The sequence below is a fragment of the Lacrimispora sp. 38-1 genome, from assembly GCF_049890855.1.
Lineage (GTDB): Bacteria > Bacillota > Clostridia > Lachnospirales > Lachnospiraceae > Lacrimispora.
Map to the genome: position 1 here is coordinate 163,743 of NZ_JBANEW010000043.1, position 18,957 is coordinate 182,699.

Genomic DNA, 18,957 nt, shown 5'->3' on the forward strand with positions numbered 1-18,957 from the left:
GTACAATAAGAGGAATAAAGAGACTTAACTGATTGAAAGGAGTAGCGATGAAAGCATTTAAAAAAATTTCAATTGTAACCGGTTTTTTGGTATTCTGTGTGGGTGCATCCGCTGGCTGTGGGAAAAACAGGATAAAATCACCGGATCAGACAACTGCTCCGACGAATGTGTCAGTTAGTACTGAAGTCGTAACAGCAGCAGCTTCCTCTGCTGCAGCAGAGACCACTGCTATGAGCGATTCACAAAATACAACAGAGGAAACTTTAAAGGAACTGGGGTTCATTTACAAGGAAAATACAATTACTCTTTTAGACATAACAGATGACCAAAAGATTGAAGGCATGCTTGGAAAAGCAGAAAATATTAAAACTCACACATATTCTTCTTCTGATGGATTAAACATGGACCAGCTGACAGGAAAGACAGAAAAGCAGTACCTTTATCCCGGACTTGTTATTAAAACAATTAATGCAGCGGAAGATAACAAGTTCTATATTTATCAGATTGAAATAACCAGCCCCCAATATATGACTGTGAGAAACGTTAAGGTGGGAGACAGCTTTGAAACGTTGAAAGAAACTTATCCGAAAGGCAATTTACCGGGTGGAGAAATAAGTAACGGGGAAGACGATTTCCGCATTGAGGAAAAAGATTATACAAATGTAATGAACTTTCACATAAAGAATAAGAAAGTGGCAAGTATCCAGATCTATTCTCTCATAGATTAATTAAAAGTCCCGGAAAAGAAAGGTAGAATTTATTATGAAGAAATTAGTTGCTATTATGTTAAGTGCAGTTTTGGCTTTATCATTTACCGCGTGCTCAAAACAATCAGCAAAAGTCCAGATGCCCAACCCCTTAGAAGATTGCAAAACAATAGAAGATGCAGAAAAAATCGCAGGTTTTCATGTTACAGCCCCGGATAAAATCCCGGAAGGCTATACTCAGAGCATCATACAGGCAATTAAGGACGATCTTGTACAGATTATTTATAAAGATGGTGAGAATGAAATTACATTCCGTCAGGGGAAAGACAGTGAAGGAAACGGTGACATCAGCGGTGATTATAACCAATACAAAGAAAAGAATACAATAATGACCGGAGACTTGAAAGTCTTGATCAGGGGAAATGACGGTAAAGTGAGCAATGCTGTCTGGACCAATGGGAAACATGCATTTTCAATCACGGCAAACCCGGGGGAAACCGGTCTTGATAAAAATGTTATAGTCAGTATGATCGATAGCATCAGGTAATTAAATGCATTATTGTTATGTTATGGCTGATATGAGAACTGCGTAATAGATTCACTGTTGCTTCAATGCAATACACTCACCGTATTTAACAGTTGTTTCTATTCCTTTTTTCATATTTTCAATGATACGTTCATCCATTTGAATGATTCCCCTTTTAAGAAGAATAATAATTGTTGATCCTCCAAATTCAAAATATCCTTTTTCAGCGCCGCGTTCTGTATAGATATGGTTATTGTGATTGCGAATTTTTCCGACAATGAGCGCTCCGATTTCCATTTGTATAACAGTATCAAAGTTCTTCGTATTAATAATTGTATACTCCCTGGAATTTTGAATGTATACAGGGTAAGTGTTTAAAGCTATGGGCCGCACGCAGTGAAGAATACCGGGTATGGATACCTGTTTCACTGCCAGACCATGATCTATATAGCAGTATCTATGATAATTTTGAGGAGCCAGACGAAAAATCAGACAGGTGCCATTCTGATATTCAGCGGCCAGTTTCTGATTTTGAAGTAATTGTTCGATGGAATAGCATATATTCTTAATCCGGAATGTTATTTCTGTCTGGATGGGATAAACGCTTAGGAAGCCGTCACAGGGGCTTACAAACCGGAAAGCCGCCTGCTCAATATCCTGTGGCAGAATGTTTCTCTTTCTGGTAAAAAAACTATTAAAGCTGGGATAATTCTGATATTCACAGTTTTCTGCCGGTATATGATGTTTTTTGATATATAGTGGAACCAGCCATCCGGATGCCGGTGAATTTAAATATCTGGCTGCCAGTCTGGAAAAACCAGGCTGCGTCAGCCATTTGAGAAAGCAGCGTCCCAATGCTGTTTCGTAAAGAAATCGTATGTAAAGTGATTCTTTCATCCTGGTACCTCCAGCAGCATTTTTAAAATAATTATTCCAGCAGCCATTAATCCAATTTTCCCCTTCATTTCAGGCTTTTTTATTTTAACAGGGGATATAAATAATACTGCCATAATAAACAACAGAGCTGTAAAGATACCGGGTGCCAGCCCGGGACATATTTTTTGAAGTATGTACACTACGGGAAGAATCAGAGCGACGCTTGTGACAGGAAGTCCATCATATTCACTTCGTATTTCTGTACTGGAGTTCTGGCGCTTTTCTTCCACGACGTTAAAATATGCAAGACGAATCAAAGCACACAATGTATAAGTACAGGAGGCGAGCATGTTTAATAAGCTTCCGGGAAAAATGAAATATACAAACAATGCCGGAAGGATTCCAAAGGCGATCAGATCACTCAGGGAATCTATCTGAATGCCGAATTGCTTTTCCATGTGGTTCCGCTGTTTTGTTGCGGCGATGCTGCCGTCAAACATATCACAAAGGCCGGAAATCATGAGGCATAGGATTGCCGGCTTTTGGATATTGTTTATTAAAAAAATTATCCCAAGAAATGCAATCAGCATTCCTGAATACGTCAATATAACAGTATAGTTATAAAATCCTAACAGATGTTTGTTCATAAGATTCCTTCTCCATTTCATTTATAAGATTTCTGCAAAAATCAGGCTATAGGCCAGAATGCACCAGGGTTTGGCTAAAATAATAATCCATATAAATTTTTTTGAACTTATATTGGTCAGTCCGGAAAAATAGCAGAGAAAATCATCTGGGAACAGCGGAAGGAGGATTGAGGCAAATAATAGAATGGAAAAACGCTTGCTGTCACCAAGCCTGGCTGACCAGATTTCATATTGTTTATTTGTGAATAAGGCTTTGACCAGACCGATGCCGAATTGTCGTGCCAGAAAAAAGGCAATAATGGAGCCGATGCTGATTCCAATGTAGTTATACCAAAAACCCCCGAAGGAGCCAAAGAGAAGTGCGCCGACTGCACAACCGAAAAAACCTGGAAGAACCGGAAGTACTACCTGAGCTGCCTGTAATAATATAAGTACAGCAGGAGCCATTATTCCAAATCCTTTTATATAATTCCTGAGAGAATCAAGGGAATGAAATTGTCCCTGTGCATATGCATTTATAAAGAAAAGTAAAACAACGGTCAGTAACAGTAGAAATCCCGCAGTTACTACCTTTTTTCTTTTTATTGTAAAGTCGTATTTAAAGTTATTTACCATGTTTGAAATAGTTTCCTCCTTTCCTGTGCAACTATTGTTGCATGGAAATATTAATCCATCCTGAAATAATTCTTAACAATTCTGAAGCATATCAAAAAGATGGAAAGTGAAATTTAGATCTTCAGAAAATTTAAGAATTATTTAGCAGATTTTTATGATAAAAAAAGTATAATGAAAGTGGTGGTGAAAATATGAATAGTGGAAATATTTTAATGGTGGAAGATGACTCAGATATCAGGGAAGGCGTAAGAGTATTACTGGGCAGTGAAGGATATACGGTTACGGAGGCGGAATCAGGAAACAGGGCATTGGAGATGCTTACCGAAGAGTACGACCTGATTATTCTGGATATTATGATGCCGGGGATATCCGGAATCCGGACATGCGAGGAAATACGTAAAATTTCCAATGTTCCTATCCTTTTTTTAACAGCAAAAGCCAGAGAGTCGGATAAATTGCTGGGATTAATGGCAGGTGGAGACGATTATCTGCCCAAACCATTTTCTTATGCAGAACTTTTGGGAAGAGTTAAGGCATTGCTGCGCAGGTATCATGTATATCAGGGGAAAAATTACGAAAAAACAGAAGAAGCAACTTTTGTGGAATGGAAAGGAATACGTGTTTCCATTGCTTATAATGAAGTATTAATTGAAGGGCAGAATGTGGAACTGTCAGAGATTGAATATCAGATTTTAAAACTGCTGGTGCAGTATCCCAACAAAATATTTTCAGCCGAGAATATATATGAAAGCGTGTGGAAGGAACCGTATTTTTATGGTTCCAACAATACCATTATGGTGCATATACGAAAACTGAGACTGAAAATCGAGAAAAATCCTCAGGAACCGAAACGGATTTGTACTGTGTGGGGAAAGGGGTATCGGATTGGGTAAAATTTGGATATATGCAAAAGAAAAAATGGGCTGTTTTGTTAAAAGCCTTGTTGGAGAACTGATTCTTCTGCTTTTTGCAAGCGCGGCTGTTGCATGCCTCCTTTTTTTTATACTGAATATAGTTGTGGGAGCAGGTATTAATTATTTTTTTACTACTACCTCTTATCTGGAAAAAGTAGAATTAAAAACAGTTCAGAAACTGCAGGATTATGTGATACAAAATGATCTTAGTCCTTCTGACAGCCGTAAATTGTCGGAATGGGTAAAAAATCAATCGGTGATATATCTGGAAATATATCGGAACGATACTTTGTTATATGTATCAGATCTGTTAGACGACGAGGATGATTATAATGAAATGGAAGTTCCCTACTACAGAGATAGTTATTATCAGCTCAATTTTGCGGATGGAAAAGCAGAGGTGTATCTGCAGGGTGCTTTTACTTATCGGTACCATATGTATGCACTTGTTGCGGAACTTTTAATCAGTTTTCTTGTATTTATGATATTATTTATCTTGGGAGTCAGAAAGCGGATACGTTATATCCAAAGCCTTCAGAATGAGGTTGGTATTATGCAGGGCGGTTGTCTGGAGCATCCGGTTACTGTAACAGGAGAAGATGAATTAGCAGGGCTTGCAAATGATTTAAATCAGCTTCGGCGTTCACTTATAGATAACTTTGAGAGAGAGAATGAACTCCGGCAGGCGAATCAGAATCTGATTATAGGCATTGCCCATGATTTGAGAACTCCGCTTACTGCGTTGACCATGTATGTGCAGATTCTTATGTCTGAGGTCTGTAAGGATAAAAATATGAATCAGTATTATCTTGATAAAGTTATGCTGAAAGCAGTGCAGATGAAGGAGTTATCAGACCGCCTGTTTGAATACTGTCAGGTCATGGATAAAAGCAAAGAAGAAAATCTGGAAGAAACCAGGACATTTCAAAGTGTATTCAGTGATTATTTATCTGAGATGGTATTGTTTCTGGAAAGCCAGGGATTACATACAGTGACTGAGTTGGATTGGAAGAAAACGGCTGTTGCAGTCAGAATGGATTATATAGCACGTATTATGGATAATTTAAGCATGAATCTTGTACGGTATGCCAGTCGTGAAGAGATGATCACGATCTGCACTGTTTATGAGGATAATGCAGCTGGAATAGAAATTTGTAACAGGATACGGCATCAGGATCCGCCTATGGAAACTTCGAAAATCGGCATGGAAAATGTACGTTATATGATGGAGGCAATGAATGGAGAATGCCTGGAAGAAATAGATGAAGAAATATACAGGCTTCGGCTCCTGTTTCCAAACCTGGAATAGGAGAGTAAAAAAGAGCAGTTTAGCTGTTTAAAAACATGCACATTTTTGTTCAGGAGATAAGTTCAGAATTGTTAAGATATGAATCACAAATAATTAAGGAAAGACTGTTAGAATGTGAACTATCAAAGCAAAAGAACTTTGAAAAAGCATAAAGCAGGAGGATAACAATGAAACAATTATTAACGAAAATGGCAGTTTTTATGATGGCAGCTGCAATGTCTGTATCGGTAGCAGCATGTGGTAATCAGGATAAGAAAGCGGATGGAAAACAACAGCCAGAGACAACTCTTTCTTCAAAGGTCACAAAAGAAAAGAAAAAGGCTCCGGAACAGAAGAAAGAAACAAGTGCCGCTGTAAAGAAAGCAGAGCAGGAAACAACACAGGCTGCAAAAACAGCAGACGAGAAAAAAACAACACAGGCTGTAAAAACAACAGAGCCGGCAAAAAGCACAGATAATAAAAAGACAGATAATAAAACGACAAAAAGTAAAAGCCAGGAGAGCACTACTAAAAAGAAATAAAAAAACAATTAGAAATTTAAGCAGGCAGAATTCTGATAGAGGAAGCTGCCTGTTTAAGCCGTTAAAGAGAAGTGGAGTCAAAATGAGAGAATTTGGGAAAATAATCGGATTTTGGGGAATTTTTCTCCTGTTGTTAATTCAGAGTTCTTATTTGTTTATTCCTAAAAAGAATACGGTGGAAGACGGAATGGCGGACAGAGATATACATGCAAATGGAGTCCTGGCAGAACCTTCCAATACTCTGGATGTGATTGTTGTGGGCGATAGTGAGGGATATTCAGCAATTTCCCCCATGGTGATGTGGAAAGATCATGGTATAACATCCTTTGTCTGCAGCCAGTCGGGACAGCGCTCCGTGGAAGCATATTATATGCTTAAAAAAGCATTAAAACATCAAAATCCCAAGCTGGTAATTCTGGAGACAGATTTATTCTATCACCACCGGGATGTACAGACAGAAATAAATCATGCGCTGGATAAGACGTCACAGTATTATTTCCCAGTCTTTAGATATCATGACAGGTGGAAAAAACTCACTGCCCGTGATTGGAAACAGGAGTGGGACTTTAGCCAGCGGGATTGTATGAAAGGGTTTCTTCATAGTAAAAAGGTAGCAGTTTATAAGGGCGGTGAATATATGAATCAATCTGATGGGAGAGAGCCGCTTGACCAGACAGTGACCTTCTGGACAGACAGGATCGTGAAACTGTGCCGGGAAAAACAGATCAGCCTGCTGTTAGTAGGAGTCACTGCACCAAAAAACTGGGATTACAGCCGCCATAATACAGTGAATGATTATGCCTTGAAAAATAAAGTTCCCTATCTGGATTTAAACCTTTTCACTAAGGAATTAAAGATGGACTGGAGCAGGGACAGCAGAGACGGAGGGGACCACTTAAATACCAGCGGAGCCCATAAGGTAAGCCGGTATTTAGGCAATTATCTGGCTGCACATTATGGATTGACGGATCATAGAGGTGATTTAAAGTACATTGAGTGGAACAAAGAGCTGAATCAATACCTGATCAATATATCAGATAAGGGAACATCCAGCTAATAAATCCACTTTTCAGGGGCAGCCATCCCTGACTGAAACTTCTCAAGAAATAAACCTACATGATATCCGTCTGCTACGGCATGATGAACGGTAATAGAAAGCGGCATCCATTTTCTGCCGTCTCTGTCATAAAATTTGCCGGCTTCTATAACAGGAAAATAATAGGAGCTGATGCTGGTATAAGGGACCGGTGTATAACTGGTAAATTTGATCCATGGCAGCATTCCTATCATAAAATTATTTTTGGGTGCCATATCCGGCTTAGCTAATATACCGTGGTTATCTGCATACTTATTTTGGTCACTCATGTAATTGTTATAAAAAGTATCAAAATCGGAATCATATTCCGTCCACATGCTGGACATGGTTTTGTTGTCCTGATGGAAACATGCATAAGCAGGATGCAAAACCTCATAATAACCCAGCTTTCCGTCTGATTCGGCAATTCGAAACTCATTTTGTTCCGTTATGAGCTTTGAAGCCAGGTATAAAAAAGCGGGAAAAAACTTTCTATTCTGCTTTTTTATCATATCGAAGGTATTGGTTATATCTGCCTCAATACTGATGGAATAACCGGTAGGCATCATTTTGGTAAAATAATGAAAATACTGTTTTCTGTCCCAGTTATCGAAGTCAATTGGATGAAAGGCAGTGTTTATGTCTGACATTTGCGTTCTCCTTTCTTTTATTCAGCCTCAGGCTTCCAGTACCGCGAGCCATCCGGTTCCCGGCGCAGAAGCCTTTTGTCAATCAGTTCTCTTCTGAGCAGGAAGTGATCTCCGAATGTATGCCATTCATCACAGATGGAGTTTACTTCTTTCTCAGTATAACTGCGGTCTGACCGGAATTTTTCAGCCAGATAACAAAGAGTTTCCGTTCTTAAACGGTTCTTTTGAGATAATTGCGTAATCTTTCCGGAATCATCAAGAAAGTTACTGATTTCAATGGTCCGTTCCCCCATTATTGATCTCCTTCCAGCAATTTTTCTTTCCACAGCTCCATGAGTGTGTTTATATCATCTGAAAACTGACGATCTGTCTGAGTGTCCTTTTTTTCTATTTCCTCCACTATTTCAAAGGAAAAGGCGGATGCCCCATATTGTTTCCAGGCTTTTAGCATACATATTTCAGGGCAGGAATCCGTTGTTTTTGAAAAAGTAAACCGATTCTTAGATCCCTGCATATCGAAACTGGCACGTAACCAGTATGAATCATCTCCGCTGCATTGAATGCGGTATATCCCCCCGGTAAGAACTCTGTTTTTGTATTGCTCTTTTAATACTTTTCTGTTTGAATTTTCCATTTTTCATAACCTTTCTGAAAAAGTCTGTCTGCTGTCCTTTCCACATCATTTTAGCTCCTGGCTATGGTCTTTTCAATAAACGCTTCGTAGAGTTTCCTGTTTGTTTCTAAATATAAGGATAGAATAAGAATAAAACAGGATACTAAATAAGTAATCTGCCTATGATAGAACAAGGAGTTTTTTAAAATGGCGAATATAATTAACTACGCAGAAAATGAATTATCGGATTTTAGCAGAAAACCGTTTCATTCTGTTGACAGCCTGATTCTTTCCAAATTTTCATACATTGGTCTTGCTTCTTTTGTACCTGGATTTCAGTCAGGTGCCACATTCCCAACCATTGGCTGCCTGCTGAAAGCTGAACATTTTAAAGAGATGTTTCGTGATGTCTGGGCTGAAGAAAACAGTTTAAGGCTTTTATTTGCCATGGCTGCCAGTCCGCGCTATCGTGATTTAACGCTGGGATTTTACCGGGAAGAACAGGACTGCATACTGGAAAAACAGTTTTGTGCTGTAACCGTTTTTCTGGATGAAAATACGGCTTATGTTGCATTCCGCGGAACGGATACTACTTTAGCAGGGTGGAAGGAAGACTTTAATATGGCGTTTAAATGCCCGGTGCCCTCACAGGAAGAGGCGGTCCGTTATGTAACAGAGGTTGCCTCACATTTTAAAGGAAACCTTATATTAGGCGGACATTCCAAAGGAGGTAATCTGGCTGTATATGTTTATGCGAAGCTAAACCGGCTGTTAAAGGACCGGATTGTGAAGGTCTATTCTCATGACGGACCTGGGTTTAAGGAAAATACCTTAGATCTCCCTGAACTGGAGAGCAGTCATACGATAGTGGAAAAGACAGTGCCTCAGTCATCGGTGATTGGCATGCTGCTGGAGAACCAGGAGCGCTTTTCCATCGTAAAGAGCAGCAGGACCGGCCTTTTGCAGCACGATCCTTTTTCATGGATCATAGAAGGAGATCATTTTGTAATTGTTGAACGGTTAACGAAAAGTGCCAAATACATGGATAAATCACTGCATAACTGGCTGGGAGCAGTTTCTGATGAAGAACGGGAACGTTTTGTCAATGCGCTGTATTCCGTTCTGGATACGGAAGATACACAAAACATCAGACAGATCGGATCTGAGTGGCAGAAAACCCTTCCCCTGATGATGGGGCGGGTGAGAAATCTTGATGTATATTCCAGATTTTTAATCCATAAAATGCTGAAAACCATGGCTGCATCTGCTCTTAAAAGCATAACGGAAAAGGGGGAGGATTGACAGCTGATTTAGATTAAAGTAATATGAAAACAGCAATTAAATGGGGAAGAACGACGGTCGTTTTATAAAAGGGGTAAGAAGCATGAGGTTACTGATTGTAGAGGATGAAATTCGGATCAGAGAAGGAATTCAAAAGCTTTTAGGTAAGATGAGGCAGGATTACGATATTGTGGGAGAAGCGGAAAACGGGGAAGACGGGCTTCGGATGTTAAAAGAGCTGAAGCCGGATATTGTAATAACAGATATCAGAATGCCAAAGATGGATGGCCTGGAGATGATGAGCAATGCGGTGAAAGATGGAATTACTGCGAAAGCTATCGTATTAAGTGCCTATTCGGAATTTGAATATGCCCGTCAGGCGATGAAGCTTGGAGTGACAGAATATCTGCTGAAACCCATCTCGCTCAATGATTTTTCACAGGCACTGGAACATGTAGAGCTGCAGGTGGAAAAGGACAGGCAGGAGAAGCCTGAAAAGATCGGAACGCTGGAGCAGATACTCTATGATTTCATAAACGGGCGCATGGAGATGGAAGAGGATATAAGAGCTTATTTAAAACACAGTTATCAGATGGAAGAAGCTGAGAGACTGATATTGATCTATGTATATCTGGGAAACCGGTATGAGGAAGAGAAAGATGGCGCAATGAAACAGTTACGTCATGTTTTTTCCGTGTATCCGGATCTGTCTTTCTGCATTCTGGATCTTAGATACAGAAAATCAATGGTTGTGGTTCTTTACCATTACAAGGATGCCCACGATCTGGAGCGGTGGCTGCAGCAGCAGATTCTAAAGCAGAGACCACGGCGGATGACCTTTGGCTGGACAGAGGTAACAGGAGCGGCTGAATTGAAGAGAGGGCTTGACAGTCTCAGCCCTTATATGGACTGGAATATATCCTTTGATGAGGAAATTCTCATTTCCTATCCGAAGATTACGCATGTTCAGACGGTGCCCTGCATCTATCCCATTGAGCTGGAGACGAGGATAAAAGTGACAATCTGTTCCGATAACTGGGATAAGGCAAAAGCGCTTATGGGAGAATTTCATGACAGTTTTCATGACGGTAAGATCTATGCGCCCAAAGAAATTAAGGAGTGCTATGTGCGTTTTTTGTGGGCTGTAATGGGAATTTCCAAGGAACTGGGATGTATCAACTTTGAGTCTTTAAAGCAGCAGAAGCTTTTAGAGATGATTATGGAGGCAAAGCGGAGAGAAGAACTGGCGGATGCGGCAGATTTCCTGTTTGATTATATAAAGCCCCGGGAGGAAGACAGGGAGATCACTCATCTGACAGTAAGGCGGGTGAGAAGCATGATACAGGAATTTTATCAAAGCGGGATCACACTGGATGAGATTGCCTCAAAGCTGAATGTCACACCTGAATATCTGGGAACACAATTTCATAAGGAAATGGGGCTGACCTACAGTACATACATGAAAAATTTCAGGATTAACAAAGCAAAGGAACTGCTGTGCGGGACGCATATGAAGCTGTATGAAATAGCAGCAAAGGTAGGCTATTCGGATCCGAAGTACTTCAGCAAGGTATTTAAGGAGATGACAGGACTGCTTCCGGCAGATTTCAGAAAGACTTTAAAATAGGGGAAAACGTTTAGGTTTTTCCTCCTTTTCAAGGTTTCCCGTATTTTGGGAAACAGTCATACAGTGTAAGATGATTTCAGTGGAAATAAATGAAAAGGAGGACTATTTTCAGTGAAACAAATCAAAAGCTTTTTCCGGTATGAGAATATCGGGCTGCTGTATGCGCTTCCGGCGTTTCTTTATATGCTGTTTTTTGTGGGATATCCCATTGTCAGCAATCTTATTTTAAGTCTTCAGAATGTTACGGTCAGGAATCTGGTCCGTGGATCGAGAGACTTTATTGGTTTTGATAATTACATAAAACTGATGCATGATACTGTTTTTTTAAGGGCGATGTTCAACACCCTGCTGTTTACGGTAAGCTGCCTGGTTGTCCAATTTGTCATCGGCTTTGCGCTGGCACTGCTGTTTCAAAAAGATTTTTCCTTTGCCAGACCGGTCAGAGGGCTTCTTATGATACCCTGGATGATTCCCATGACCGTGACTGCTTTGATTTTTAAGTTTATGTTTTCCACCGATGTGGGGATTATCAATTATTTCTTAAAAAGTGCAGGCCTGATCTCAGAAAATATTCAGTGGCTCACAAGTCCGGCTACTGCGATGACTGCAGTTATTATAGCAAATATCTGGATCGGAATTCCCTTTAATACAATTCTTATTTCAACAGGACTCACCACAATCCCATTGGAACTGTACGAGAGCGCTGCCATTGATGGGGCAAACGGAAGGCAGAAATTCTTTAAGATCACCCTTCCTCTCATGAGAACCACAATCGAATCACTTCTCGTTCTGGGTTTTATTTACACGTTCAAGGTTTATGATATGGTCTATGTAATGACTGGGGGCGGTCCGGTAAATTCCACCCATTTACTGTCCACTTATTCCTACAAATTGTCCTTTGAGATGTTCCAGTACAGCCTTGGCTCTTCCGCTGCCAATGTACTGCTGGTAATTTTGCTGCTTGTGGGCGTTGTGTATTTAAAAATCACGATGAAAGGGGAGAAGGAGTGATGGAGAAGGAAAGAAAAAAAGGGAAAAAGGAATTTCTGTTATGCTTTATTTCTGTAATTATCCTGTGTGTGCTGCTGTTTCCGCTGTTCTGGATCTTTGTTACCTCTCTGAAAACGGAGAAGGAAATCTTTCAGATTCCGCCCACGTTTTACCCCCATGTTTTAAATACAAAATCTTATGCGGCCCAGGTTGGCAACGGAGATTTTAATATGTTCCGGTCCTTTGCAAACAGCCTTATTATTTCTGCCGGAGCCATGGCAATTGCAGTTATTCTGGCTGTTCCGGCTTCCTATGCCGTAGCAAGATATCATTTCAAAGGGAGAAACGGAATGCTTCTGTGCTTTCTGGTGACCCAGATGCTTCCGGTTTCCGTCCTTTTGACACCTATGTTTATTATGTTTAAGGGAATGCATATATACAATACCTGGCTGTCCGCCATTTTATCCGATGCAACGCTTGGAATCCCATTTTCGGTGCTTATTTTAAAAAATTATTTTGCTTCTGTTCCAAGAGATCTGGAAGAAGCTGCCTATATTGACGGGTGCACCCGCTTTCTGGCGTTTATCAGGATTCTGCTTCCGGTTGCAAAGCCCGGAGTGGTGGTGTGCGCAATCTTTTCCTTCCTGTATGGCTGGGGAGATTTAGCCTATGGCATGACATTTATTCTGGACCAGAAGAAACGGCCGATTACAGCGGGAATCTTTAATTTCATGGGGCAGTACGGCACAAAGTGGAGTTATTTAACTGCCTTTGCCATCGTGACGATTATACCGGTTGCGCTGATCTTTTTATTTATGCAGAAGTATATTATATCGGGAATGACAAGCGGGGCAGTTAAGGGATAGAAGTTTTGGAATTGTGGGGGAGCCATATGAAAAAAGTGAGTCTGAAGAAAAAATTAATCCGCCTTTTCTGGGCGACTTCTACAATTCCAATTCTGGTATTAAGCTTTTATTATTTCTATAACATTTCAGTTACATTAAAAAAGAACACCCAGGAGCTGACCAGTGTAAGCTTAATGCAGATGGATAATAATTTAATCATCCGGCTGAAAGCATATGAGGATCTTTTGTTCCAGATTTATACCAATGATGATGTAGTGGCGTGGGTGGACCGGTTAGATCAGAAGGAGAATGCATCGGTTGCCAAGAACCAGCTCCGCAGATATTTAAGGGGACTCCTTAATACAAAAGAGTACATAAAATCTATCACAGTCATTACGCCTGAGGGGTTTAGCATTACTTACAACCAGCTGTCTGCAGCCACCTATGAAAATTCATGGATGAACAGTTTCAGCCTTTCCCAGGAGGAGCTTTATGGGGAAGTATCCTCGGATAATCAGACCCACATTTTCCCCACAGAATACGGGACCAGATTTGCAAATGAAGATTATTATCTGCTTCATCTGGCTCACCGGATTATAGACTACAAAAATTTAAACAAAGAAAACGGCATTGTGATAGTCAGTCTTGATAAAGAATTTCTTCAGAGTGTGTGCAAGGTTCAGGGGCAGGACAGGGATAAAAGTTTTAACTTCATCATTGATGAGGCGGGGCGTATCATTGCTTACCGCGAACCGGAAAAGATTGGAAAAGTTCTTTACGGAAAGGGGGCACCTTTAGAAGCCAGGGTGGAGGCTTGCAAAAAGTTTATAAGGGAAGAGGGCCTGTACGAGGAACGCTATACCTCTGTCTGGCTTTACCACGACGACACTCTGGGCTGGGATCTGGTGAATGTGATGGATCAGGGTAGCTTAATGAAAAATTTGAACAGTCAGATCTATCTGATTGTAGCCTTAAGCCTTATCCTTCTTATGGTCACTGTGTTACTGACATTTGGGGTGCTGGACCGTCTTGTTGACTCGGTGAAGATGGTGGTGGCATCCATGCAGAAAGCGAGAGAGGGAGATTTAAAAGTCCGTATAGAGACTGACAGGAAAATGCCCGTGGAAATTGAAACCATAGCAGTCCAGTTTAATGACATGCTGGAGAAGCTGGAGACGGCACTTAAAAAAGAAAAAATGGCAGGTCAGATGCAGCGCCAGGCAGAGCTAAAGGCAATGGAAGCTCAGATTAATCCCCATTTTCTCTATAACACACTGGATACCATTAACTGGATGGCAATTGATAAAGATGAATTTGATATCAGCAATGCCATTAACTCCCTGGCCACCATACTCCGGTATGCCATTGCGGACAGCAGCGGGGAGGTTTTTGTGCGGGATGAGATCGACTGGCTGAAAAAGTACATTTATTTACAGCAGTTCAGGCTGAAAAATAATTTCACCTGCAGCATCAATGTGGATCCTGATGTGATGGACCGTCGGATTCACAAACTTTTGCTACAGCCGTTTGTTGAAAACTCGATCATTCATGGCTTTGAGGGAACAAAGACCAATCACGTTCTGGAAGTGAGTATGTGCAGGGAAGGGGAAGAATTGCGGATTCTCATCCGCGACAATGGAAAAGGGATGGAGCGTCATAAACTGGAATTAATCAGAAGAGGAATTTTTGGAGAGTCGGATGCAGCGTCTCATATCGGCATGGAAAACGCTATTACCAGACTTCGGATGTACTACGGAGACGATGTGAAAATTGAGATTAACAGCACCTCAGGTATGGGAACGGAAGTTGTTTTACGAATTCCTACTTAAGAATATTTACCCTTTTTAAGATTTGTTGAGTTTTTTCCTGGTTGCATTACCGTTATAATTAAGTCGTTGAAATAAAAAATTAAAGGAGGAAAAACATGAAAAAGTTAATGACAGCCTTACTTTTTGCTGCGCTTCTTGGGGGAGCGGTGACAGGCTGCAGCTCCGGGAGCGGAGCTGTGTCAGCGACGGAAAGTGGGACTAAGACCGCTAATAGCAGTGAAAAAGCGGCGGCAACCGGAAGTGAGAAAGCTTCGGAGACGGAAAAAAGCAAGACCACTGGTGATGTGACAATCTGGTACTACTGGGAGACAGAAGGACATCAGAAAGCACTGAATCATATCATCGAAGAATTTAACGGATCACAAAGTGAGGTTAAAGTACAGGCAAAGTATGTTCCATTTGCCGATTTTAAAAAGCAGCTTTCCATCGGCGCATCTGCAGATGAACTGCCGGATCTGGTAATTCTCGACAATCCGGATCATGCTTCTTATGCGGCTATGGGAATCTTTGCAGATTTAACCGGAAGATTTGATGTTAGCACCTATTATCCAGGTCCCGTAAATTCATGTACGTTAGACGGCAAGCTGTATGGAGTTCCTTTCGGAAGCAACTGTCTGCTCCTTTTCTATAATGAGGATATGTTAAAGGCAGCCGGATGCAAGGTTCCCACCACATGGGATGAGCTGCTTACCACTGCAAAAGCCTGTACAACGGGTCAGGTTTCAGGATTTGCACATTGCAGTCTGCAAAACGAGGAGGGTACCTTTAACTTCCTGCCATGGGTATGGTCAGCAGGTGCCACAGCTTACGATCTGAATTCAGAAGGCGGAATCAAAGCACTGACCATGGTGAAAAATCTGGTTGATTCCGGCGCCATGACAAAGGAAGCAATTAACTGGACACAGGGAGACACCATGAATCAGTTCATATCCGGAAACTTAGCCATGATGATCAACGGAACCTGGCAGGTTCCTACCATGCGCCAGGAAGCGCCTGATTTAAAATGGAACGTTGCTCCGATTCCCATGGATAAAAAACAGGCCTCCGGTCTGGGCGGAGAAAACTATGCAGTGATTGCAGGAGGCAATGAGGAAGGGGCTGTTCAATTCCTCAAATATGCCACGAGCGAGGAGACCTGCCTCTATATGATGAATGCAATGGGATATATCTCTTCTGATTCTGTCATTGCAAAGAAGCAGTTTAAGGGGGATCCGGTATATGATGCATTTGTTGAGGAAATGCAGTATGCAAATGCAAGAGGACCGTTACCGGAATGGCCGGACATCTCTGATGCCATATCATTGGCATTTAATGAGGTGATGACAGATTCTAGCACACCGGAGGAAGCTGCGGCGAAGGCTCAGGCTGTCATTGATGGTATTATTAAAAAATAGAAATACATACAATAAAAAAGAAGTGGCGCCGGCTGTCAATGCCGACGTCACTTTGCAGAGTAAATCAGGAGGTGCAGTATGAATAAAGTGGAAATACGCGACAGATTTTTCAGCAGGTACAAAGAGTTAATCAGAACGGAGATGGTTCCGTATCAGTGGAAGGTTCTAAATGATGAAATTGATATCACCATTGAACGGGAGCGTAACGACGATTCCATTCCCAATGAGAAGAGCCACGTGATTGAAAATTTTCGGATTGCGGCCGGACGGAAAAAAGGAAATCACTATGGCTGGGTATTTCAGGACAGTGATCTTTATAAATGGCTGGAGGCGGTTGCTTACACCTTGCGGGAGAAGATGGATGAAGAATTAAAGCGTCTGGCCGATGATGTTGTGGACTTAATCAGTGAAGCCCAGGAAGAAGACGGATATCTGGATACATACTTCACCATTGAGGAGCCTGATCAGAAATACAAACGCCTGTGGGAGAGTCACGAGTTATACTGTGCGGGACATTTTATGGAGGCGGCAGTGGCTTACTATGAAGCAGCGGGGAATCAGAAGGTTCTTAAGACTGCATGTAAGCTGGCAGACCACATTGACTCTGTGTTTGGTGATGAGGATGGAAAAATTCATGGCTATGATGGTCATGAAGAGGTTGAAATCGGCCTTATGCGGTTATACCGGCTGACACAAAATAACAGATATCTAAAACTTGCCCGGTACTTTTTATTTGTGCGGGGGACCGACTGCGATGGTATGAATTCCAAACATCTTCCTCTGACTTATTATCAGGCTCACCTTCCTGTTTTGGAACAGGATACTGCTGAGGGACACGCGGTAAGGCTTGTTTATCTTTGCACTGCAATGGCTGATGCAGCGGGTGAGACAGGGGATGAGAAGCTTCTTTCGGCGTGCAGGCGGTTATGGAAGAGCATTGTAAACCGGCGTATGTATATTACCGGGGGAATCGGTTCCACTGTTTCCGGGGAAGCATTTACTCTGGATTACGATTTGCCCAATGATACCATGTACTGTGAGACCTGTGCTTCTGCAGGCCTGGTGTTTTTTGCATACCGCATGCTAATGGCGGAGGAGAAGGGGGAATACGGGGATGTGATGGAGCGCGCACTTTATAATACGGTACTGGGTGGTGTGGCTCTTGACGGAAAACATTTCTTTTATGTGAACCCTCTGGAGGTGGTCCCGGGTAAATCATCAAAGGATCCTTTAAAGAGCCATGTAAAATGCGTTCGTCCCCAGTGGCTTGGCTGTGCATGCTGTCCGCCCAATCTTGCAAGGCTTTTAGCCTCTGTGGAGCAGTATGTTTTTGTCCAGAAGAAAAATAAGCTTTTAGTAAATCTCTTTGTGGAATGTAAGGGAAGCTTTGTAATAGAGGATGGCATTCTGGAAATAGATCTAAAGACCGGATATCCTTGGGATGGGTGTATAGAAATAAAGCTAAATTACAGCGGAACCGCCAGTGTCTGCCTGGGAATCCGGGTGCCGTCATGGTCCGATACCTTTGGTGTGGAGATAAATCACGAAAGCGCAGCTTTTGAGACGGTAGACGGATTTATCTATATGAATCAGGTTTTCAGAGAGGATACCATACGACTGAAACTGGATATGGGAGCAAAGCGCTGGTATGCCAATCCAATGGTAGAAAACGATCTTGGAAAATTTGCAGTTTCCAGAGGTCCTCTTGTTTATTGCCTGGAAGAAGCGGATAATGGAAAGAATCTGCACCTTTTGTCAGTGGAAAAACAGGAACCGTTTGAGTATGAATTTGAGGAAACACTTCTGGGAGGCGTGGGAATTGTCACTGCTTCCGGCTGGAAGACAGAAGCGGATCGGGAAGAGGAAGGACTTTACAGAAAAAGTAATTCTGCAGAAAAGAAAGTGAAGACGAAAATCAAATGGATTCCTTATTACAGCTGGGCCAACAGGGGAGAAAACGAAATGCGTGTATGGGTCAGAGAAGATAATCTGCGTTAGAAGGAAGCACAACCACTCCCTGCCGAAATGAGAACGGCAGGGGGCGGTTGTTTCAATATCTTAAATTATTCTGTTAGTTGTTCCGGTATCCTAATCCGTTACCTCTGCGGTGATAACCCATTCCGGTTCCGCTGCATCCGCCTGCGCCACAACCTGTGCCTATACCTGCGCCGGTACCGTTTCCGTCACAGGCTGCCTGCCTCTCACGGATTGCGGCAAGCTGTGCATCTGCCTGCTCCTGGGTCAGTGTTCCATCAGCCACTTCCTCATTGAGCCTGTCTTCGTGGATATCAGCTACTGCCTGCTGGAATTCGCTTAATTTTCCTGCGTCGGCAGCCATGGATCCGTAGGTTTTTCCTGATTTGCGTTCTGCTGTTACCTCATCAATTGTTTTTCCTGTAATACCTGATACTGCTTCGGCCGGTGTCTTGTAAGCGGCAGCTGCAAATGAGGTCATGGTTGCAGCTGAAAGTGCAAGTGCAAGGGCACATCCTGTAATCACTTTTTTCTTGTTTTTCATAGTTTGTAAACTCCTTTCGG

20 protein-coding genes are annotated in these 18,957 nt (G+C 41.9%); 13 read left to right on the forward strand and 7 right to left on the reverse strand.

Going from position 1 to position 18,957, the window contains the following annotated elements; all coding sequences use genetic code 11:
* Positions 1–47 precede the first annotated feature (47 nt).
* Complete coding sequence (locus V7D18_RS09110) at positions 48–728, forward strand: hypothetical protein (RefSeq protein ID WP_426153574.1); 681 nt, start codon at positions 48–50, stop codon at positions 726–728.
* A 34-nt stretch (positions 729–762) separates the two neighbouring features.
* A complete protein-coding gene (locus tag V7D18_RS09115; protein WP_426153576.1) occupies positions 763–1,254 on the forward strand; it encodes a DUF4367 domain-containing protein in 492 nt (163 codons plus the stop codon).
* A 51-nt stretch (positions 1,255–1,305) separates the two neighbouring features.
* On the opposite strand, the gene V7D18_RS09120 is transcribed toward V7D18_RS09115, so the two are convergent.
* Genes V7D18_RS09120 through V7D18_RS09130 form a run of 3 tightly spaced genes read right to left on the reverse strand, consistent with a single transcriptional unit; the run spans position 1,306 to position 3,371 of the window.
* Entirely contained in the window at positions 1,306–2,130 is an 825-nt protein-coding gene (locus tag V7D18_RS09120; protein ID WP_426153578.1) for a phosphatidylserine decarboxylase, read from the reverse strand.
* Complete coding sequence (locus tag V7D18_RS09125; protein WP_426153579.1) at positions 2,127–2,756, reverse strand: CDP-alcohol phosphatidyltransferase family protein; 630 nt, start codon at positions 2,754–2,756, stop codon at positions 2,127–2,129. The genes V7D18_RS09120 and V7D18_RS09125 overlap by 4 nt, the downstream gene beginning before the upstream one ends.
* A 21-nt stretch (positions 2,757–2,777) precedes the next feature.
* Positions 2,778–3,371, reverse strand: coding sequence for a TVP38/TMEM64 family protein (locus V7D18_RS09130; protein ID WP_426153581.1), 594 nt, complete (start codon positions 3,369–3,371; stop codon positions 2,778–2,780).
* A gap of 191 nt (positions 3,372–3,562) precedes the next feature.
* Here V7D18_RS09130 and V7D18_RS09135 point away from each other — a divergent pair, with 191 nt between their 5' ends.
* The 4 genes from V7D18_RS09135 (at position 3,563) to V7D18_RS09150 (ending at position 7,172) form a co-directional block, all read left to right on the forward strand.
* Positions 3,563–4,264, forward strand: coding sequence for a response regulator transcription factor (locus tag V7D18_RS09135; RefSeq protein ID WP_426153583.1), 702 nt, complete (start codon positions 3,563–3,565; stop codon positions 4,262–4,264).
* The gene (locus V7D18_RS09140) at positions 4,257–5,594 is read left to right on the forward strand and encodes a histidine kinase dimerization/phospho-acceptor domain-containing protein (protein ID WP_426153585.1); all 1,338 of its coding nucleotides are present in this window, start codon (positions 4,257–4,259) and stop codon (positions 5,592–5,594) included. The genes V7D18_RS09135 and V7D18_RS09140 overlap by 8 nt, the downstream gene beginning before the upstream one ends.
* Positions 5,595–5,761: 167 nt before the next feature.
* On the forward strand, positions 5,762–6,115 hold the full coding sequence (locus V7D18_RS09145; protein WP_426153587.1) for a hypothetical protein: 354 nt from the start codon (positions 5,762–5,764) through the stop codon (positions 6,113–6,115).
* 82 nt (positions 6,116–6,197) lie between these two features.
* Positions 6,198–7,172, forward strand: a complete 975-nt coding sequence (locus V7D18_RS09150; RefSeq protein ID WP_426153589.1) for a hypothetical protein — start codon at positions 6,198–6,200, stop codon at positions 7,170–7,172.
* On the opposite strand, the gene V7D18_RS09155 is transcribed toward V7D18_RS09150, so the two are convergent.
* From V7D18_RS09155 to V7D18_RS09165, 3 genes are read right to left on the reverse strand one after another with little or no spacing between them, the layout of a single operon-like run.
* Positions 7,169–7,840, reverse strand: a complete 672-nt coding sequence (locus V7D18_RS09155; protein WP_426153591.1) for a CatA-like O-acetyltransferase — start codon at positions 7,838–7,840, stop codon at positions 7,169–7,171. The genes V7D18_RS09150 and V7D18_RS09155 overlap by 4 nt on opposite strands.
* A gap of 17 nt (positions 7,841–7,857) precedes the next feature.
* On the reverse strand, positions 7,858–8,133 hold the full coding sequence (locus V7D18_RS09160; protein ID WP_426153593.1) for a DUF2087 domain-containing protein: 276 nt from the start codon (positions 8,131–8,133) through the stop codon (positions 7,858–7,860).
* Positions 8,133–8,474, reverse strand: coding sequence for a GIY-YIG nuclease family protein (locus V7D18_RS09165; protein ID WP_426153595.1), 342 nt, complete (start codon positions 8,472–8,474; stop codon positions 8,133–8,135). The genes V7D18_RS09160 and V7D18_RS09165 overlap by 1 nt, the downstream gene beginning before the upstream one ends.
* A 186-nt stretch (positions 8,475–8,660) precedes the next feature.
* On the opposite strand from V7D18_RS09165, the gene V7D18_RS09170 reads away from it, so the two are divergent.
* From V7D18_RS09170 to V7D18_RS09200, 7 genes are all read left to right on the forward strand, one after another.
* A complete protein-coding gene (locus V7D18_RS09170; RefSeq protein ID WP_426153597.1) occupies positions 8,661–9,755 on the forward strand; it encodes a DUF2974 domain-containing protein in 1,095 nt (364 codons plus the stop codon).
* 82 nt (positions 9,756–9,837) lie between these two features.
* Complete coding sequence (locus V7D18_RS09175) at positions 9,838–11,361, forward strand: response regulator transcription factor (RefSeq protein WP_426153599.1); 1,524 nt, start codon at positions 9,838–9,840, stop codon at positions 11,359–11,361.
* A gap of 111 nt (positions 11,362–11,472) precedes the next feature.
* Positions 11,473–12,372: a carbohydrate ABC transporter permease gene (locus V7D18_RS09180; protein WP_426153601.1), complete on the forward strand. Its 900-nt coding sequence runs from the start codon at positions 11,473–11,475 to the stop codon at positions 12,370–12,372.
* A complete protein-coding gene (locus tag V7D18_RS09185; RefSeq protein ID WP_426153603.1) occupies positions 12,372–13,217 on the forward strand; it encodes a carbohydrate ABC transporter permease in 846 nt (281 codons plus the stop codon). Before V7D18_RS09180 ends, V7D18_RS09185 begins: the two co-directional genes overlap by 1 nt.
* Before the next feature lie 26 nt (positions 13,218–13,243).
* Complete coding sequence (locus tag V7D18_RS09190; RefSeq protein WP_426153605.1) at positions 13,244–15,025, forward strand: cache domain-containing sensor histidine kinase; 1,782 nt, start codon at positions 13,244–13,246, stop codon at positions 15,023–15,025.
* Between the two features lie 95 nt (positions 15,026–15,120).
* A complete protein-coding gene (locus tag V7D18_RS09195) occupies positions 15,121–16,419 on the forward strand; it encodes a sugar ABC transporter substrate-binding protein (protein ID WP_426153607.1) in 1,299 nt (432 codons plus the stop codon).
* A 78-nt stretch (positions 16,420–16,497) separates the two neighbouring features.
* Positions 16,498–18,417, forward strand: a complete 1,920-nt coding sequence (locus V7D18_RS09200; protein WP_426153609.1) for a glycoside hydrolase family 127 protein — start codon at positions 16,498–16,500, stop codon at positions 18,415–18,417.
* Between the two features lie 73 nt (positions 18,418–18,490).
* Here the strand turns inward: V7D18_RS09200 and V7D18_RS09205 are convergent, their stop codons facing one another.
* Positions 18,491–18,937, reverse strand: a complete 447-nt coding sequence (locus V7D18_RS09205; protein WP_426153611.1) for a hypothetical protein — start codon at positions 18,935–18,937, stop codon at positions 18,491–18,493.
* Between the last annotated feature and the right edge of the window lie 20 nt (positions 18,938–18,957).

Coding starts and splice junctions, on each gene's coding strand:
- V7D18_RS09155 (WP_426153591.1), bottom strand. CDS start 7,840: ATGTCAGACATAAACACTGCCTTTCATCCAATTGACTTCGATAACTGG.
- V7D18_RS09160 (WP_426153593.1), bottom strand. CDS start 8,133: ATGGGGGAACGGACCATTGAAATCAGTAACTTTCTTGATGATTCCGGA.
- V7D18_RS09165 (WP_426153595.1), bottom strand. CDS start 8,474: ATGGAAAATTCAAACAGAAAAGTATTAAAAGAGCAATACAAAAACAGA.
- V7D18_RS09185 (WP_426153603.1), top strand. CDS start 12,372: ATGGAGAAGGAAAGAAAAAAAGGGAAAAAGGAATTTCTGTTATGCTTT.
- V7D18_RS09200 (WP_426153609.1), top strand. CDS start 16,498: ATGAATAAAGTGGAAATACGCGACAGATTTTTCAGCAGGTACAAAGAG.
- V7D18_RS09135 (WP_426153583.1), top strand. CDS start 3,563: ATGAATAGTGGAAATATTTTAATGGTGGAAGATGACTCAGATATCAGG.
- V7D18_RS09195 (WP_426153607.1), top strand. CDS start 15,121: ATGAAAAAGTTAATGACAGCCTTACTTTTTGCTGCGCTTCTTGGGGGA.
- V7D18_RS09190 (WP_426153605.1), top strand. CDS start 13,244: ATGAAAAAAGTGAGTCTGAAGAAAAAATTAATCCGCCTTTTCTGGGCG.
- V7D18_RS09175 (WP_426153599.1), top strand. CDS start 9,838: ATGAGGTTACTGATTGTAGAGGATGAAATTCGGATCAGAGAAGGAATT.
- V7D18_RS09120 (WP_426153578.1), bottom strand. CDS start 2,130: ATGAAAGAATCACTTTACATACGATTTCTTTACGAAACAGCATTGGGA.
- V7D18_RS09115 (WP_426153576.1), top strand. CDS start 763: ATGAAGAAATTAGTTGCTATTATGTTAAGTGCAGTTTTGGCTTTATCA.
- V7D18_RS09205 (WP_426153611.1), bottom strand. CDS start 18,937: ATGAAAAACAAGAAAAAAGTGATTACAGGATGTGCCCTTGCACTTGCA.
- V7D18_RS09130 (WP_426153581.1), bottom strand. CDS start 3,371: ATGGTAAATAACTTTAAATACGACTTTACAATAAAAAGAAAAAAGGTA.
- V7D18_RS09170 (WP_426153597.1), top strand. CDS start 8,661: ATGGCGAATATAATTAACTACGCAGAAAATGAATTATCGGATTTTAGC.
- V7D18_RS09145 (WP_426153587.1), top strand. CDS start 5,762: ATGAAACAATTATTAACGAAAATGGCAGTTTTTATGATGGCAGCTGCA.
- V7D18_RS09125 (WP_426153579.1), bottom strand. CDS start 2,756: ATGAACAAACATCTGTTAGGATTTTATAACTATACTGTTATATTGACG.
- V7D18_RS09150 (WP_426153589.1), top strand. CDS start 6,198: ATGAGAGAATTTGGGAAAATAATCGGATTTTGGGGAATTTTTCTCCTG.
- V7D18_RS09110 (WP_426153574.1), top strand. CDS start 48: ATGAAAGCATTTAAAAAAATTTCAATTGTAACCGGTTTTTTGGTATTC.